Below are 16,066 nucleotides of genomic sequence, written 5' to 3' on the forward strand. Positions count from 1 at the left end.
TTCCTCCCCATGCCCTTCGCCGACTCCGACGGCACCTCCATCTACTACGAGCGCCACGGCAGCGGTCCGGCGATCCTGTTCGTGCACGGCAGCGGCGGCCACCACGCCGCCTGGTGGCAGCAGGTCGCCGCGCTGCGCGAGGAGTTCACGGTCGTCACCGTGGACCTGCGCGGCTTCGGCAAGTCCGACTCCTCCATGCCCGAGTTCGACGGCCAGGACTTCCCCGGCGACGTGGTCGCCGTCCTCGACACCGAGGACCTGACCGACGTCATGCTGGTCGGCCAGTCCATCGGCTCCGTCGCCGCGCTGCGGGCCGCCCTGCTGCGCCCCGAACGCGTCGCCTCCGTCGTCCTCGGCCACTCCCTGGGCGGCATCAGCCACCCCGAGCTGAGGGAACTGGCCGCCGCCGACCGCGCCGAGGCGGTCAAGCTGCCCGTCATCGACCGCCTGCTCACCAAGCCGTTCCAGCGCGAGCGCGCCGACCTCACCTTCCTCTTCCAGCAGATGGGCACCTTCAACGTCGCCCGGATGCAGGACCTGCGCAACCTCGACACCGACGGACCGTCCCTGGACGACATCCGCGACAGCGGGGTGCGGGTCGCCTTCCTGGCCGGCGAGCGGGACGCCGTCCTCGGCGTCAAGACCGTCACCCGCGCCCACGAACTGCTGCCCGGCTCGCACCTGGAGATCGTCCCCGGTGCCCCGCACTCCATGTACTGGGAGACACCCCAGGCCTACAACGCGGCGATCGCCCGGCTGCGCCGCACCCTGACCGTCCCGAAGGACACCGCATGAGCAACGTGACCCTCGAAGCGGCCGAGGAGATCATCGCCGCCGTCCACCACCGCGCCCAGTCCCTCGGCAAGGCGGTCAGCGTGGCCGTGGTCGACGCCGGCGGCTTCGTCGTGGCGATCCGCCGGCCCGACGGGGCCCGCCCCCTGACCCCGGACATCGCCCGCGCCAAGGCGTACACCGCGGCCGTGATGCAGCGCCCCGGCCCGATGCTGAAGAAATGGCAGGAGAGCCAGCCGGTCTTCTTCTCCCAGCTGTCCCAACTGCCCGGCGCGGCCCTGCCGATCATGGCCGCCGAGGGCAGCGTCACCATCAAGAAGGACGGCGAGATCATCGGCGGCCTCGGCATCGCGGGCGGCACCGCGGACGAGGACCAGCAGCTCGCCGACGACGTCCTCGCATCCCTCGGCTACGAGCTGGAGTTCGCCGCCTGGGGCGTCGCGGGCAAGCCGGCCGGGCCCGGAAAGGACTGACCCATGGCGGACACGTTCAACTACCGCATCGACCACCACGGCAGCCTGGTGCGCCCCGCGGAGCTCGTCGCCGCCCGCGCCGCCGGTGACGCCGACGCCCTGGCGGCGGCCGAACTCAAGGCGGTCCAGGAGGCGGTGGTGTTCCAGCGCAGGCTGCGCTCCACCGTCGTCACCGACGGCCACTTCCCCCGCGAGGACTTCCGCGGCGCGGTCCTCGACGGGGTCTCCGGCTTCCGCCGGACCGGCGAGCAGGACGCCGACGGTCTGGTCCGCTGGGTCGCCGAGGCACTGCCCAAGGCCAACGGGCCGCTGCTCGCGGACTGGGCCGCCCGGCTCACCGAACTCACGGTGATCGCCACGAAGGCGACCCTGCCGTCACCGGCCTATCTGGCCGCCACCACGTTCGAGCCCGGCCTCGGGGTGGCCTCGGCCCGCGAGCTGGGCGAGGCTCTCGCGGAGATCGTCCACGCGGAGATCCAGCTGCTGGTCGCCCAGGGCGTACGCGTCATCCAGCTCGACAACCCGCTGCTTCTCGGCGAGTTGGCCATCGACCCGGACGTCCCCGGCGCCCTCTCCTTCGAGGACGCGCTCGCCGTGGAAGCCGCCGCGGTACGTCTGGACCGGCGCCCGGAGGGCGTACGCATCGCCCTCGCACCCGGCTGGACGGCGCCCGCCGCGGTGGACCGGGCCCGCGCCGAACGGCTGTACGCCGAGGTCCCGGTGGACCGCTGGGTACTGCCCCTCGACCGGGGCACCGAGGCCGAACTGGACCTGCTCAGGGCGCTGCCCGAGGACCGGGACGTCTGCCTCGGCGTGGTGGACGCGACCGTGCCGGACCTGGAGGACATCGACTCCATGATGGAACGGATCGACGCCGTGGGGGAGTTCAAGGACCTGGAGGACGCGGCCGTCAGCCCGTCCCGCGGCTTCGCCGACGTGGCGGCACGGCCGCTGCTCGACGCGGAGGACCAGCGCCGCAAGCTCGTCCTGGTGGAGACCCTCGCCCGCTATGTGTGGGGCAACGAGTTCTGACCCGGGGCGGTAAGCGGCCGGAAGGAGGGGACCCGGCCGGGCCCCCTCCTTCCGGCTTCCTCCGGCTTTCCGGCCGGACTCAGAGGACCTCGGCGAAGGTGACCGTGCGGTCGCTCAGCAACGGCCACACCGTCTCCACGATCAGCTCCTTGAAGTGCCCGGCCGCCTTGTGCGCATCGAAGCCGGCCACGTCCGTGTACCGCTCGTAGAGCAGGAAGCCGCCGGGCTCGCCTGCCACGGCGTGCACCTCGTACAGCAGGTTCGCCGGCTCGGCACGGGTGGACTCCCGCGCCTTCAGCAGCGCGGCGCGCACGGTGGCCTCGTCGGCGGGCGCGCAGCGGTAGTGGGCGACGACTGCGTAGGCCATGACTGTCTCTCCTCGGGTCGTACTCGGGCGGTACTCGGGTCGTACTCGGATGGTCATCGACTTCCCGGCGGTCCCGCACGGGCCGTCCGGCCCGCCGATTCCAGCACGGATCCCGCCGGCGCCGACCCGCGCGCGGCGCAAGCATTGCCTGCCGTCGCGGAGCTGGTGGACCCGCCCCGACATGGTGTGTTGTCGCATCCGGCCCGCCCGGCCGCACGGCCGGACCGCCCGGTCCCGACCACTTGTCCGGACCACACCGCCCGCACCGCGGCCGACCAAGGAAGTGATCTCTTTGCGTACTGTGGAAGCGCTCTCCGGCGGAGAGTGGGTGGCGACCGGCGCGTGGATCGACGTCCACGACCCCGCCGACGTCCGCACCCCCTTCGCCCGTGTCCCGGCCCTCGGCGCCGAGGACGTCACCCGGGCCTACGACCACGCCGAGCGCGCCTTCGCCGAATGGCGGCGCACCAGCCCCTTCGAGCGGGCCCGGATCCTCACCGGGGCGGCACGGCTGATCCGCGAGCGGCTGGACGAGATCGCCGCCGACGTCACCGCCGAGAACGGCAAGACCCTGGCCGAGGCCCGGGGCGAGGCCGGGAAGGCCGCGGACTTCCTCGACTACTACGCGGGCCTGGCCCGGCAGGGCTACGGCACCCTGCTGCACGACGTCCGCCCGGACACCCGTACCCACACCCAGCGCGAGCCCATCGGGGTGATCCTGGTGATCAGCCCGTGGAACGACCCGCTGATCACCCCGGCCCGCAAGCTCGCCCCGCTGCTCGCGGCCGGCAACGCGGCCGTCTTCAAGCCCGCCACCGAAACCCCGCTGTCCGGGCTGCACTTCGCCCGCGCCCTGCACGACGCGGGCCTGCCGGCCGGGGTCCTCAACGTCGTCACGGGCCGTACCGCCCTGATCGAGGACGCGCTCCTCGACGACCCGCGGATCGCCGGGGTCACCTTCACCGGTTCCAACGCCGTCGGCGACCGCATCCGTCGTCGCCTCGCCGACCGCAACGTCCGCTTCCAGGGCGAACTCGGCGGCAAGAACGCCTCCGTCGTGCTGGCCGACGCGGACCTGCCTGCCGCCGCGAAGGCGGTCGTCGCCGCCTCCTTCGGCCAGGCAGGCCAGCGCTGCACCGCCACCAGCCGGGTGATCGTGGAGCGGCCGGTGTACGAGGAGTTCACCCGTCTCTTGGTCGCCGAGGTCGAGACACTGACCGTCGGACCGGGCACGGACCCGGCCACCACTCTGTGCCCGCTGTCCAGCCCCCGGCAGCGCGACAGCGTCCTCGCCGACCTGGACCGGGCCGTCGGGCAGGGGGCCGTCGTCCTCACCGGCGGCGGCGCCGACACCGAGGGCGAGCGGGCGCACGGCTGCTACGTCCGGCCCACCGTGCTCGCCGACGTCACCCCCGAGACGGCGATCTGGCGCGAGGAGGTCTTCGGACCGGTCCTCGCGGTGCGTGCCGTGGACGGCTTCGAGCAGGCCGTCGAGGCGGTCAACGACTCCGGGTTCGGGCTCGCCGCCGCCGTCTTCACCCGCGACCTCGGCGCCGCGTACCGTTTCGCCGACGAGGCCGAGTGCGGCCAGATCGCGGTCAACACCACGACCACCGGCTGGGACGTGCACCTGCCCTTCGGTGGTTTCCACGACTCCGGCACGGCCTACAAGGAGCAGGGGGAGGAAGTCCTGCGCTTCTCCACCCGGGTCAAGACGGTCGCCGTCCACTTCGGCGCCTGAAGCAGGACCGCAGGACAGCAAAGAGCCAGCGAGCAAGCGGAGAAGAGAGGAGGACGCCTATGGCCGACGAGACGATCGGCGTCGTCGGGGCCGGCATCGTGGGCCTGGCCACGGCCCGCGAGATCGCCCTGCGCCGCCCCGGCACCCGCGTCGTGGTGTTCGAGAAGGAACAGGAGGTCTCGCTCCACCAGACCGGCCACAACTCCGGCGTCGTGCACGCCGGTCTCTACTACACGCCGGGCAGCCTCAAGGCCGCCCTGTGCGTGCGCGGGGTGTCCCTGCTGCGCGAGTACTGCCAGGACCGCGCGCTGCCGTACCGGGAGATCGGCAAACTGGTGGTGGCGGTCCGCGAGGACGAACTCGGCCGCATGGACAGCCTCTACGAGCGGGCCAGGAACAACCACGTACCGGACCTGCGGAGGATCTCCCGGGACGAGATCAAGGAGCTGGAGCCGCACGCGGGAGGCATCGCCGCCCTGCACTCCCCGCGCACCGCCATCACCGACTACCCGGCGATCGCCCGGGAGTTCGCGCGGGACGTCACCGACTGCGGCGGCGAGGTGCGGCTCGGCTTCCAGGTCACCGGCATCACCGAGGCACCGGGCGGCATCGACGTGACCTCCGCGGCGGAGCGGGTGCGCGTCGACCGGCTGATCCTGTGCGCGGGACTCCAGTCCGACACGGTCGCCGGGCTCGCCCACGACCGGCAGGAGCCGCGGATCGTCCCCTTCCGGGGCGAGTACATGCTGCTCAGGCCGGACCGCACGAACCTGGTGCGCGGCCTCATCTACCCGGTGCCCGACCCGCGTTACCCCTTCCTCGGCGTGCACTTCACCCCCCGGGTCGACGGCACGGTGGAGGTGGGGCCCAACGCGGTCCTGGCGCTGGCCCGGGAGGGCTACCGGCGCACCCGGATCTCGCCGCGGGACCTGCTCGGCCTCGCCGCCTACCCCGGCACCTGGCGGATGGCGGCCCGGCACTGGCGTACCGGCATCAAGGAGTACCGCGGATCGTTCTCCACGGCGGCCTTCATGAGGGACGCGGGGCACTACGTCCCCGGCGTCGGCGTCCGGGACGTGGTCCGCGGCGGCGCGGGCGTCCGCGCCCAGGCCCTGGACCGCGACGGCACCCTCGTGGACGACTTCCGCATCCACCGGGTGGGCCGGATCACCGCCGTGCGCAACGCCCCCTCGCCGGCCGCCACGGCCTCCATGGCCATCGCCGAGCACATCACCGACGCGGCTCTCGGCGACGCCTGACGCCCCTTGCCGTGCCGGGTGACGCCCGGCACGGCAAGGGGTGACGTACGACCAAGGCGCCGGGCGATGCCCGGCGCCTTCGCATACGCCCGCGCATCCAACGAATGCCCTGCGTACAGCGTGATTTCGCGCAACAACAGCTTGCGCTCCCAGGGGCTCCGCAAGGCCTCACGGCCCGCCTAGCGTTCCCTCAGCAACGCCCCACCCCCCTGCTCCGCGAAGAGAAAGAAGTAGCGGCATGTTCGTTGTCGACACCCAGATCCACATCTGGAAGGAAGAGACCCCGGACCGCCCCTGGGTCCCCGGCGCCCGCGAGCGGATCCGGCTGAACGGCCACCGCGAGGACCCCTTCTCCTACGAGGAGGCCCTGGAGCTGATGGACGAGGCCGGCGTCAACCGCGCGCTGATCCTGCCGCCGTCCTGGGAGGGCGACCGCATCGACTACGCCCTGGAGGCCTGCGAGGCGCACCCCGACCGGTTCGGCATCATGGCCCGCATCCCGCAGAACAAGCCCGAGGAGGGCAAGGCGATGCTGGCGGACTTCGCGCAGAACCCGCACGTCAAGGGCACGCGCCTGACCTTCCACCGGCCGCAGGACCGCAACTGGATGATCGACGGCACCAACGACTGGTACTGGCCGGTCGCCGCCGAACTCGGCATCCCCACCATGGTCCACGCCCCGATCTGGAAGCGCGAGCTCGGCGAGATCGCCGCCCGGCACCCCGAGCTGAAGATCATCATCGACCACATGGGCATCATGGCCCGCTGTGTCGACGACGCGATCGGCTACTGGGTCCAGGAGACCGCCGACCTCGCCGCCCACCCCAACATCTACGTCAAGGTCTCGGCGCTGCCCGGCTACTCCACGCAGCCGTTCCCGAACCACAACATCCAGAAGTACGTGCGCGAGATGGTCGACAAGATGGGCCCGCAGCGCTGCTTCTACGGCACCGACATCACCCGCCTGCTCGGCCACGGCATCACCTACACCGACACGATCGAGCAGTTCACCAAGCACTGGGACTTCACCCCCGAGGAGCTTGAATGGATCATGGGCCGCGGTATCTCCGAGGTCCTGAACTGGCCGATCGAGGGCTGAGGACACACCAGAGATGACGGACAGCAACGACATGCCGGGCGTCGACGGCGGTGACGCCGTCGTCTCCGCCTTCAACGCCGTCGGCGCCGACTACCTCTTCTGCTCATCGGGGTCCGAGTGGGCCCCGGTGTGGGAGGCCCTGGCCCGCCGCCACCGCGACGCGGAGCCCGCACCGCAGTACCTCGACCTCACGCACGAGACCGTCGCCGTCGGCATGGCCACCGGCTACGGACTCGTCAAGCGCCGCCCCCAGGGAGTGCTCCTGCACGCGGCCCCCGGCCTGCTCCAGGGCTCGATGGCCGTGCACGGCGCGCTCCTGGCGGGCGTCCCCATGGTGGTCACCTCCTCGGAGTCCACCACCTACGGCGACGCCCCCGGCCACGACCCGGGCGGCCAGTGGTACCGCAACCTGTCGATCGTCGGCGGACCGCACAACATCGCCCAGCCGTTCACCAAGTGGTCCAACGAGGCCGCCAGCGTGCACACGCTGCCGACCATGATCTCCCGCGCCGCCGAGCTGTCCTGGCGCGCCCCGCAGGGCCCGGCGTACCTGAACATCCCACTGGAGATCCTGCTGGAGCCGTGGAACGGCCGTGAGGCCAAGCCGATCGTCGAGCCGGGTTCCACGCACAGCTCGCCCGAAGAGGTCGACCCGGTCGCCCAGATGATCCGCGAGGCGAAGAACCCCGTGATCGTCACCGAGACCATCGGCCGCGAGGCCGGCGGCTTCGAGGCCCTGGTCGCCTTCGCCGAGGCGTGGAACATCCCGGTCGTCGAACCTGACTCGGCGGTGTGCGGCAACTTCCCGCGCACCCACCCGCTGCACGCCGGCACCGACATCGGCCCCTGGATGGACACCGCGGACCTCATCCTCCTGGTGAACTGCCGCGTCCCGTTCTACCCGCCGAGCCGCAAGCCCTCGAAGGCGAAGATCGTCGTCATCGACCAGGTCCCGCAGCGCCCGCACGTCGTCTACCAGGTCCTGTTCGCGGACAAGTACCTGGAGGGCAACGCCGCCAACACCCTGCGCCAGCTCGCCAAGCGGGCCAAGGACCTCGACGAGGCCGAGGTCGCCGAGCGGGTCGCCGCCCAGCAGACCCGGTTCGCCGCCGAGCAGGCCGCGATCGACCGGGCCGAGACCGAGGCGGCGGACTCCGAGGGTGTCGACCCGGTGCGGGTCGCCACCCTGCTGCGCAAGCTGCTGGAAGGCAAGGACGGCATCGTCGTCGACGAGACGATCACCCACAGCAAGGTGGTCAAGCGCCACGTCCGGACCGACGCCCCCGACTCGTACTTCTACGTGCAGGGCGGCCTCGGCCAGGGCATCGCGGTCGCGCTCGGCGTCAAACTGGCCGTCCCCGAACGCCCGGTGGTCTTCACCGTCGGCGACGGAGCCTTCGCCTACAACCCGGTCATCCAGTCGTACGACGCCTCCAAGGCGTACGGCATCCCGGTGCTGATCGTGGTGTTCAACAACCGCGTCTACAAGTCGATGAACCTCAACCACCGCAGGTTCTACCCCGAGGGCGCGGCGGCCGAGACCGGGGAATGGCTCGGCCAGGACCTCACCCGCCTGCCCCGACTGGCCGCGTTCGCCGAGCCGTTCGGGCTGCACACCGAGACCGTCGACACCACCGACGCCCTCCTCCCGGCCCTGGAGCGCGCGCTCAAGGCCGTGGAAGAAGGCACCACCGCCGTCGTCGACGTCCTCGTCACCCGCTGATCCAGGAGGCACCCGCCACCATGTCCGACACCCCAACGCCCAAGCCGGGCAAGGTCCTGGTCCATGCCGAGGACCTGCGCACCTTCTCCGCCGCCCTGCTGGAGAAGGGCGGGCTCGGCCCCGAGCACGCCCGCACCACCGCCGACGTGTTCGTCTGGGCCGCGCTGCGCGGCGTCGACTCGCACGGCATCGCCCGCGTCCCCGCCTACCTGGACCTGCTGGCCAAGGGCGTCGCCAACGCCGACCCCGACGTCACGGTCGAGTCGAGCACCCCGGCCGCCGCCGTCGTCGACGCCGACCGCGCCCCCGGCCCGGTCGCGCTCACCGCGGCAGCCGACGAGGCCGTCCGTCGCGCCAAGGTCACGGGCGTGGCCTCGGTGGGCGTACGGGAGACCGTGCACACCGGCGCCATCGGCTACTACGTCTCCCGGATCGCCGAGCAGGGCCTGGTCGGGATCGGCTTCGTCGCCGGCATGCCGAACATGGGCTACACCGGCGTCAAGGGCGCCGCCGTGGCCACCAGCCCGCTCGCCGTCGCCGTACCCGCCGAGGACCACGCCCCGCTGCTCCTCGACATGGCCACCGCGACCATCGCGCTGGGAAAGATCCGCCAGGCGAAGACGAACGGCACCCCGCTGCCCGAGGGTGCCGCCGCCACCGCGGACGGCATCCCCACCACCGACCCCGAGCAGGCCGTCATGCCGCTGCCGCTGGGCGGCGCGAAGGGCTCGGGCATGTCCCTCGCCTTCGAACTGCTCACCAGCGTCCTGGTCGGCGCGCCGATCTTCGCCGCCTTCCACTCGGACGACCCGGCCGGCCGCAAGCACCGCCAGAACGCGCTGCTCATCGCGCTCGACCCGGCGGCCTTCGGCGGCACGCACGGCTTCACGGCAGCGGTCGACGACACCCTGAGCACCCTCAAGGGCCTGCCGACGGCCGACGGCGCGGACGGCGTGTACTACCCCGGTGAGCGCAGCGCCGCGACGGCGGCGGACCGGGCCGCGCGGGGTGTGCCGGTCGCGCCGAAGGTCTGGCGCGACCTCACCGAACGCGCCGGGCAGTTGGGCGTCGCCCTGCCGGCGACCGCCGAATAGCCGGACCCGGACGCGGGATTCAGGTCGGGGTACGGGCAACCGATCGGCGGACATCGGTGGTCTGGACGAGTGGAGAGGCGCCCTCCCATCGTCCGAACGTCGGTCACACCGCAAGGAGTTGTTCATTCCATGACCGGGATCCAGAAGCACGTGGCCGCGGCCGCGGTCGCCGTCGCGCTGATCGGTGCGCCCACGGTGGCGCACGCCGCCGCACCGGACCGGACGGCGTCCGTCTCCGCCGCGCCGGTGGCCTGGAAGGCCGCCGCCACGCCCCGGATCGTCGCCCCGGGAGAGCACGTCGTCGTGCCCGGCACCGCCGAGTTCTGGCTGACCGAGGAGGGCAAGCACTGGACGACGGTCGACGACCCCGACCCGCAGTTCCGCAGCGTGGTCGACGGCAACATCGACCTCGGTCAGCCCGGTGTGTCGATGCAGACGGAAGGGGCGGGCGTCCACTACCTCTTCTCCGGTCTGTACTACGGAGGCAAGGGCACCGCCTCCCGCGTCACGGTGCACACCACCGCCGGCGTCGCGCACGGCAAGCTCCTGGAACTGCCGGGCAAGCCGGGCTGGGGCGTCTGGTACGCCACCATCGACCTGTCGGCGATCGGCGACTGGGACAGCTTCGCCGTCTCACGCGTCGTCGTGCGCGACACCGCGAACAAGGTCTACGCCGAGCTGAAGCTCGGCTGACCGCGTCGCGGGCGGGGACCGGGCCGTCCGGGTCCGGCCCCCGTACCGCCCGTCCCGCTTTTCGGGGGTGGGGACGGGCGGTACGGGGGCCGCGCGGTGCCGCTCGGGTCAGTCCCGGCGGGCCACCAGACGGTAGGCGTTGGACAGACCCAGGCGGTGCGACAACGGGCGGACCGCGAACCGGTCCAGCAGCGTGCCCAGGACGAGCGCCGGGATCCCCGCGACGAGCAGCGCCACCCGTCCGGCCCGGCGCAGCGCGTCCGGCGGCCGCGGCAGCCAGGGCGCGTCCTCGCGCGGGGCGGCGTGGTCCAGCGCCAGCCACACGGCGGCGAGCAGGTCCACCGGGTCGTGCGGCTCGGCGTGCTGCTCCGCCACCACCGTGAACCCCAGGTCCGTCAGCCGGCGGCGCAGATTGGCGACCGGCACGAGGTGCAGGTGCTGCGGCTGGAGCCAGGGCAGCCACCAGCGGCCCAGGAGCCGGGCGTAGCGGCTCTCGGGGTCCGGGACCTCGATCAGCAGATGGCCGCCGGGCCGCACCGCCTGCCACGCGGCCCGCAGTTCCCGCTCGGGGTCGGTGCTGTGCTCCAGGTAGTGGAACATGCTCACCACGTCGTACCGGCCGTCGAGTTGTGGTGCCAGGTCAGGGAAGGCGCCGCGGTGGCCGTGCGCCACGCGGCCCTCGGCGGCGGCGAGTTCGACTCCGTCGGTGAAGTCCAGCCCGTCGAACTCCGTGCCGGGCAGCACCTCGCGGGCGGTCGCGCAGAAGTGGCCGTGCCCGGTGCCGACGTCGAGCCAGGTCTTCGGGGCGGGATCGTACGGCAGCATCGACTCGGCGCGGTCCCGGTACATCCCGGTGCGGCCGCCGAAGGTGTCGCCGAGCTTCTTCTCGCCGAGGCCGTCGTAGAAGTCGCGGTAGTAGAACTCCAGCCCCGCCTCGCTCAGCCGGGGATTCTGGAAGACGTGCCCGCAGTCCTCGCACCGGTCGAGGACGAACCGGCCCGGCTTGTGCTGGAGCAGGTCGGTGGTGCGCAGGCGGGTGGTCAGCCGACCGGAGCCGCACCAGGGACAGGTGGTGCGCGGCGGCTCGAAGAAACGCTCCGGGCCCTCGGCCAGCTCGGCCAGGTAGCCGGGGCGCAGCGCGGCCACCCGTCCGGCCCGGTCCGGCTCCTCGGCGTCCGGTCCGGCCGGCCGCCCGATCTCTTGCTCGGCCGGTTGCTCGGTGTGGTCACTCATCGGCTCTCCCTGGCGAGTTGTTCGAGACGGTCCGCCGCCGCGGGGGCGCCCCCGGCGGCGCGGAAGGCCGTACCGATCCGCTCGGCGGCGGCACGGTGCCCGGGTTCGTGCAGCACGGAGTCGAGCGCGGCGCCCAGCCGGGCGGCGGTCACCCGCCCGAACCTGACCCGGACGCCCGCCCCCGCGGCCACGACCTGCCCGGCCACCACCGGCTGGTCGTCGCGGATGGGGGCCACGACGAGCGGGACCCCGTGCCACAGCGCCTCGCACACGGTGTTGTGACCGGCGTGGCAGACCACGGCGTCCATCCTTTCCAGAAGGGCGAGTTGGGGCACGGAGGGCAGCACCAGCAGATCCTTGTCCGGGCTGTGCCCGGCCGCGCGCCCGGTGCCGTACCGCGCCGGTGTGTCGTCCGCGCCCAGGGTGCCCGCCGGGTCGACGACGACCGCCTGCACCCGGTCGGCCCGTTCGCGCAGGGCCTCCCGGCAGACGGCGAGGAAGCGCCCGCCGACGTCCGTGTTCGCGGTGCCCAGGGTCACCAGCACCGCGGCCCGGCCGGGGTCGAGCCACTCCCAGGGGAAGGCGGACGGTTCAGGCCGGGCCGTGACGGACGGGCCGACCCAGTGGACCGGGCCGCCCGGAGCCGCCGCGTGCGGACCGGCGAACTCGGCCGTGCTGAACGCCAGCACCAGATACGGAGAGAACCGCGGATCGGTGTCGCCCGCCGGGTCCCCGACGGCCGCGCGCAGGTCCGCCAGGCGCTCCGCGATCCACCGGCCGACCTTCGGCAGTCCCGCCAGCGGGTCGGCGAACTCGGCCGAGGTGGTGGCCGAGGTGGCCCACGGCAGCCCCGCCCGCTCGGCGACCAGCGCACCGGCGAAGGCCTGCTGGTCGGCGACGACCACGTCCGGACGGAACGTCTCGACGGCCGCCCGCACCCCCGGCGCCATCGCCTCGGCCAGCGGCAGCAGGTACCACTCCCACAGGAACCTCAGCGCCTCGGGACCTCGCAGGTCGGGCGGCCGCCTCGCCTCGCCCGTCCCCGGCACCGGCCCGGCGCACGGGAACACCGGGGCCCGGTCACCCGCGAGGCGTCCCACCAGGGCGGGGTCGGGGCAGACCCACGCCACCCGGTGACCCCGCGCGAGCAGTCGGTCGGCTACCCCGACGGCCGGGTTGATGTGCCCGACCAACGGCGGTGCCACGAAAAGGAATCCGCTCACGGCGCACCGACCCCCGGCCGCCGGACCGCCGAGGCCCCTTGGATCAGCGCCAGGACGTGGCCGCCCACCGTCCCCGCCGCCTCCACCAGCACCGAGTGCTCGTGCCCCGGTACCACCACCGTCCGGCAGTCCGGCAGCAACGACCGCAGGTAGGGCGCCAGTTCGACGAGGTCGGAGTCACCCCCGTACACGCCGAGCACCGGACAGTGCACCGCGCCGATCCGCTCCTCGGTCAGGACCCCGCTGGCCGGGATGTCCCTGCCGAGGGTGGTGTCCCGGGCGAGCCGGGCCGCGCCCCGGGCCAGCCGCGCCGTGTTGTGGCCCCGATGGGCGGTGATCCAGGCCAGGGCGTCGGGCTCGTTGTGCGCCAGCTCGGTCATCACCCGGTCGAGGATGCCGCCGAGCTTCGACGCCCAGGCGGCGGTGGCCGGTTCGGACTCGATCAGGGACACACTGGCCGCCCGCCCGGGGTGACGGGCCGCGTAGCCGAAGGCGATCGTGCCGCCGTAGGAGTTGCCGACCAGGTGCACCGGTCCGGTCACCGCCAGCCGGTCCAGCAGCGCCTCGAGGTCGTCGATGCTCCGGTCCAGCGTGTAGCCGTCGGGCGGCCGTTCACTGCGGCCGTGGCCGCGCAGGTCGTACATGACGACGTCGAGGCCGGCCGCCGCGAACCCGGGGGCCACGGTGAAGTAGTAGCTGGCGAGGCTGTCGGTGAGCAGACCGTGGACGAGCACCGCGGTGCCGGTGACCGGACGGCCGTCCCGGGGGCCGAGGCGCTGTACGTGCAACCGGAGTCCGCCGATGTCGACCATCGTCATGCGTCAGCTCGCCCCCGCCGCCTTCAGGCTGCTCACCACGTACTCCACGAGCCGCCCGACGGTGAGCTCGATGATCTCGTCGAACTCCATCCCGGCCAGGAACTCGGCGAAGTTGACCCGTCCGCCGTACCGCTCCTCCAGCAGTCCCGACAGGGTCACCAGGTCGATGCTCTCCAGCTCCAGATCGCGGTTGAAGGTGGTCGTCATGCCGATCTCGACGTCGTCCAGGCCGTACTCGTCCTCGACGAGCCGGGCGAGCAGTCCGGCGATGTCGGCGAGGACCGTCGCCTGTTGCGGCACCGGGTCCGCGTCGGCGGGGCGGGGGGTGGCGTTCATCGGGCGTACTCCTCCTCGTGGGGGATTCCGGTCGGACCGATCGGTCCCGTGGTCCAGGCCACGGCATAGGCCCGCTCGGTCAGTCCGGACGGATTCACGGCCGGCGCACAGCGCACCGCGTACGCGCGTTCCAGACGCCCCGAGACGGTCAGCTCGTCCCCGGCCGGGGACGCCTCCAGCACGACGAAGTCCCGTGGCCGGCCGCCGAATCCGGTGCCCTCCGCCTTGGCGACCGCCTCCTTCGCGGCCCAGAACCGGGTGAACCACAGGGCCTCGGAGTCGCCGGTGGCCGCGCACAGCCCGTGCAGCAGCCGCAGTTCGTCCGCGCGGAGCACGCTCGCCACCGCCTGCGGGTCGCGGTCGGTGACCTCCTCGATGTCGATGCCCGGCCCGGGCGCGGGCGTGTGCGGCCGTACGATCGCCACGCCCGCCTCCGCGCGATGGGCCAGCGAGACGTCCAGCGGGGGCAGTTCGCGGCCGTGCACCCCGGTGACGTACGGGCGGCCCACGTCGTCGTTGTGCACCCGCAGCTCCGCCGGGAACACCGGGCCCTCGCCGTGGTCCCAAAGCCACTGGCGTACCGCGTCCTTGACCGCGATCCGGCCCAGCAGCCACTGCCGACGACCGCGCGGCGCGTGCCTGGCGTACTCCGAACGCTCCGCCCCGCCGAGCGAGTTGCGCATGATCAGTTCGCGCGACGCCAGGTCCGGCCACCGCTCGTGCACCAGTGACCAGCCCCCCGGACGCACCTCGGACAGGGTGTTGCGCTCCGGGAAGCGTTCCACCGGCCGGGTGTGCGGGTCGTTGTCGAACCGGCGGTCCTGCCAGCCGCGCAGCTCCGCCCACACCGCACCGGCCACCGAGAGCTGTACGTCGGCCTCCAGCACGGTGTCGGTGAGCGAGGTGATCCGCACCAGACACGCCACCGGCGTCCCCGGCGCCGGATGCGGGCCGTGGAAGCGCATCTCCCGCATCCCGACCGGGAACACGACCGTCCGCTCGGTGCGGGTCGCCATGATCCAGTAGCCGAGGAGCTGGCCGACGTTGTCCAGCAGGGCGCCGGGCGCGGCCGGGACGGTGATGATCCCGCGGATGTGCCGCTCGCCGAGCGCGGAGAGCTCGGTCACCCCCTGGAACGCCGGACCGTGGAACATCCAGCGCTCGCCGTACAGTTGGGCCGCCGTGCGGCCGGGCGCGCGCTCGCCCGCGGGGTCGGTCCGCCAGCGCGCGGGTGGCGGGGCCGGATAGCCGTCGGCGAGTTCCACGGTGGCGCGGGCCCGGGGGCCGAAGGACAGCGCGAGCCGGTCCGGTGCCACCGGCTCCGCCGTGACCTGGACGTCGACGGCGGGGGTGGCCGTGAGCCACTCCTCGAACCGGGCGCCGTGCACCGCGACCGGCACCCTGCCCGGCGCCGCCTCCCGGGCCGCGTCCATCAGGTGCTGCACGATCGTGGTCGCCGGGACGACCGGCCAGCGGTCGGCCACGTCCGGCCAGCCGGGCCGCTGGGGGAAGAAGCAGTGGTCGAGCAGGTACGGCATGGTCTCCGGCGAGACGCGGACGACCGACGTCCGTATGCCGGTGCCCGTCGCCGGTGGGCTGCCGCCCGGCGTCCACGTCCCGGTGACGGACACCGGAACCGGGGCGCCGGCGGGGCCGGGCCCGGCGGCCGGGGCCGGGGCGGCGGCGGGGGCCGGGGGAGCGGGTGGGCCGGTCGGCCGGGGAGCGGTACGCGCGGTGATCAGCGCGGCAGCCGTGTCCGCGGTGTCGCGCAGCAGGGCGTCCAGCTCGGCGGCGGCGGGGAACTGGTCGGTCAGCGTGCCCAGCACGGACCTGGTGGCGGCGCGGGGAGCCGCCGGAGTCGCCTGTAACTCGGCGCGCAGGCTCGCCAGTTCCGGTCCTGCGAGCGAGATCAGTGCCCCGCCGAGGTCGAGCCGCACGGGCGGCCGCGACGGCAGCGGACCGACGGAGGATCCCGGCCCGGCCCCGGCGGATCCCGCCCCTGTTCCGGCGGCGGATCCCGGTCCGGTCATGGTGGCGGGCTCCGGCTCGGTTCCGGCGGCGGATCCCGGTCCGGTCATGGTGGCGGACTCCGGCTCGGTTCCGGCGGCGGATCCCGGTCCGGTCATGGTGGCGGACTCCGGCTCGGTTCCGGCGGCGGATCCCGGTCCGGTCATGGTGGCGGA

General features: G+C 73.2%; 15 protein-coding genes. 9 read left to right on the forward strand and 6 right to left on the reverse strand.

Going from position 1 to position 16,066, the window contains the following annotated elements; all coding sequences use genetic code 11:
* Positions 1 to 9: 9 nt before the first annotated feature.
* The 3 genes from ACWC24_RS23575 to ACWC24_RS23585 are packed head-to-tail and all read left to right on the forward strand — an operon-like array spanning position 10 to position 2,297.
* A complete protein-coding gene (locus ACWC24_RS23575) occupies positions 10 to 795 on the forward strand; it encodes an alpha/beta fold hydrolase (RefSeq protein ID WP_450664832.1) in 786 nt (261 codons plus the stop codon).
* Positions 792 to 1,265: a GlcG/HbpS family heme-binding protein gene (locus ACWC24_RS23580; protein WP_450664833.1), complete on the forward strand. Its 474-nt coding sequence runs from the start codon at positions 792 to 794 to the stop codon at positions 1,263 to 1,265. Before ACWC24_RS23575 ends, ACWC24_RS23580 begins: the two co-directional genes overlap by 4 nt.
* 3 nt (positions 1,266 to 1,268) lie before the next feature.
* Positions 1,269 to 2,297: a methionine synthase II (cobalamin-independent)-like protein gene (locus tag ACWC24_RS23585; RefSeq protein ID WP_450664834.1), complete on the forward strand. Its 1,029-nt coding sequence runs from the start codon at positions 1,269 to 1,271 to the stop codon at positions 2,295 to 2,297.
* 79 nt (positions 2,298 to 2,376) lie between these two features.
* On the opposite strand, the gene ACWC24_RS23590 is transcribed toward ACWC24_RS23585, so the two are convergent.
* The gene (locus ACWC24_RS23590) at positions 2,377 to 2,664 is read right to left on the reverse strand and encodes a putative quinol monooxygenase (RefSeq protein ID WP_450664835.1); all 288 of its coding nucleotides are present in this window, start codon (positions 2,662 to 2,664) and stop codon (positions 2,377 to 2,379) included.
* 301 nt (positions 2,665 to 2,965) lie between these two features.
* Between ACWC24_RS23590 and ACWC24_RS23595 the strand changes: the two genes are divergently transcribed.
* From ACWC24_RS23595 to ACWC24_RS23620, 6 genes are all read left to right on the forward strand, one after another.
* Positions 2,966 to 4,405 carry an aldehyde dehydrogenase family protein gene (locus ACWC24_RS23595; protein ID WP_450664888.1) on the forward strand — a complete coding sequence of 480 codons (1,440 nt, stop codon included), beginning with the start codon at positions 2,966 to 2,968 and terminating at the stop codon, positions 4,403 to 4,405.
* 59 nt (positions 4,406 to 4,464) lie between these two features.
* Positions 4,465 to 5,664, forward strand: coding sequence for an L-2-hydroxyglutarate oxidase (lhgO, locus tag ACWC24_RS23600; RefSeq protein ID WP_450664836.1), 1,200 nt, complete (start codon positions 4,465 to 4,467; stop codon positions 5,662 to 5,664).
* Positions 5,665 to 5,902: 238 nt separating this feature from the next.
* Entirely contained in the window at positions 5,903 to 6,763 is an 861-nt protein-coding gene (locus ACWC24_RS23605) for an amidohydrolase family protein (RefSeq protein ID WP_152891885.1), read from the forward strand.
* 13 nt (positions 6,764 to 6,776) lie between these two features.
* The gene (locus ACWC24_RS23610) at positions 6,777 to 8,486 is read left to right on the forward strand and encodes a thiamine pyrophosphate-dependent enzyme (RefSeq protein ID WP_450664837.1); all 1,710 of its coding nucleotides are present in this window, start codon (positions 6,777 to 6,779) and stop codon (positions 8,484 to 8,486) included.
* A 20-nt stretch (positions 8,487 to 8,506) separates the two neighbouring features.
* Positions 8,507 to 9,580 carry an Ldh family oxidoreductase gene (locus tag ACWC24_RS23615; protein ID WP_450664838.1) on the forward strand — a complete coding sequence of 358 codons (1,074 nt, stop codon included), beginning with the start codon at positions 8,507 to 8,509 and terminating at the stop codon, positions 9,578 to 9,580.
* Between the two features lie 129 nt (positions 9,581 to 9,709).
* Positions 9,710 to 10,273: a hypothetical protein gene (locus tag ACWC24_RS23620; RefSeq protein WP_450664839.1), complete on the forward strand. Its 564-nt coding sequence runs from the start codon at positions 9,710 to 9,712 to the stop codon at positions 10,271 to 10,273.
* 108 nt (positions 10,274 to 10,381) lie between these two features.
* Here ACWC24_RS23620 and ACWC24_RS23625 read toward each other — a convergent pair whose 3' ends face one another.
* The 5 genes from ACWC24_RS23625 to ACWC24_RS23645 all read right to left on the reverse strand — a co-directional run.
* On the reverse strand, positions 10,382 to 11,506 hold the full coding sequence (locus ACWC24_RS23625) for a class I SAM-dependent methyltransferase (RefSeq protein ID WP_450664840.1): 1,125 nt from the start codon (positions 11,504 to 11,506) through the stop codon (positions 10,382 to 10,384).
* Entirely contained in the window at positions 11,503 to 12,729 is a 1,227-nt protein-coding gene (locus ACWC24_RS23630; RefSeq protein WP_450664841.1) for a glycosyltransferase, read from the reverse strand. Before ACWC24_RS23630 ends, ACWC24_RS23625 begins: the two co-directional genes overlap by 4 nt.
* Entirely contained in the window at positions 12,726 to 13,547 is an 822-nt protein-coding gene (locus ACWC24_RS23635) for an alpha/beta fold hydrolase (RefSeq protein ID WP_450664842.1), read from the reverse strand. The genes ACWC24_RS23630 and ACWC24_RS23635 overlap by 4 nt, the downstream gene beginning before the upstream one ends.
* Before the next feature lie 3 nt (positions 13,548 to 13,550).
* Positions 13,551 to 13,883, reverse strand: coding sequence for an acyl carrier protein (locus ACWC24_RS23640; RefSeq protein WP_450664843.1), 333 nt, complete (start codon positions 13,881 to 13,883; stop codon positions 13,551 to 13,553).
* A partial coding sequence (locus ACWC24_RS23645; protein ID WP_450664844.1) for a 4'-phosphopantetheinyl transferase superfamily protein occupies positions 13,880 to 16,066 on the reverse strand: 2,187 nt, incomplete at its 5' end. The genes ACWC24_RS23645 and ACWC24_RS23640, both read right to left, overlap by 4 nt.

This window comes from Streptomyces sp. NPDC001443, from assembly GCF_053597355.1.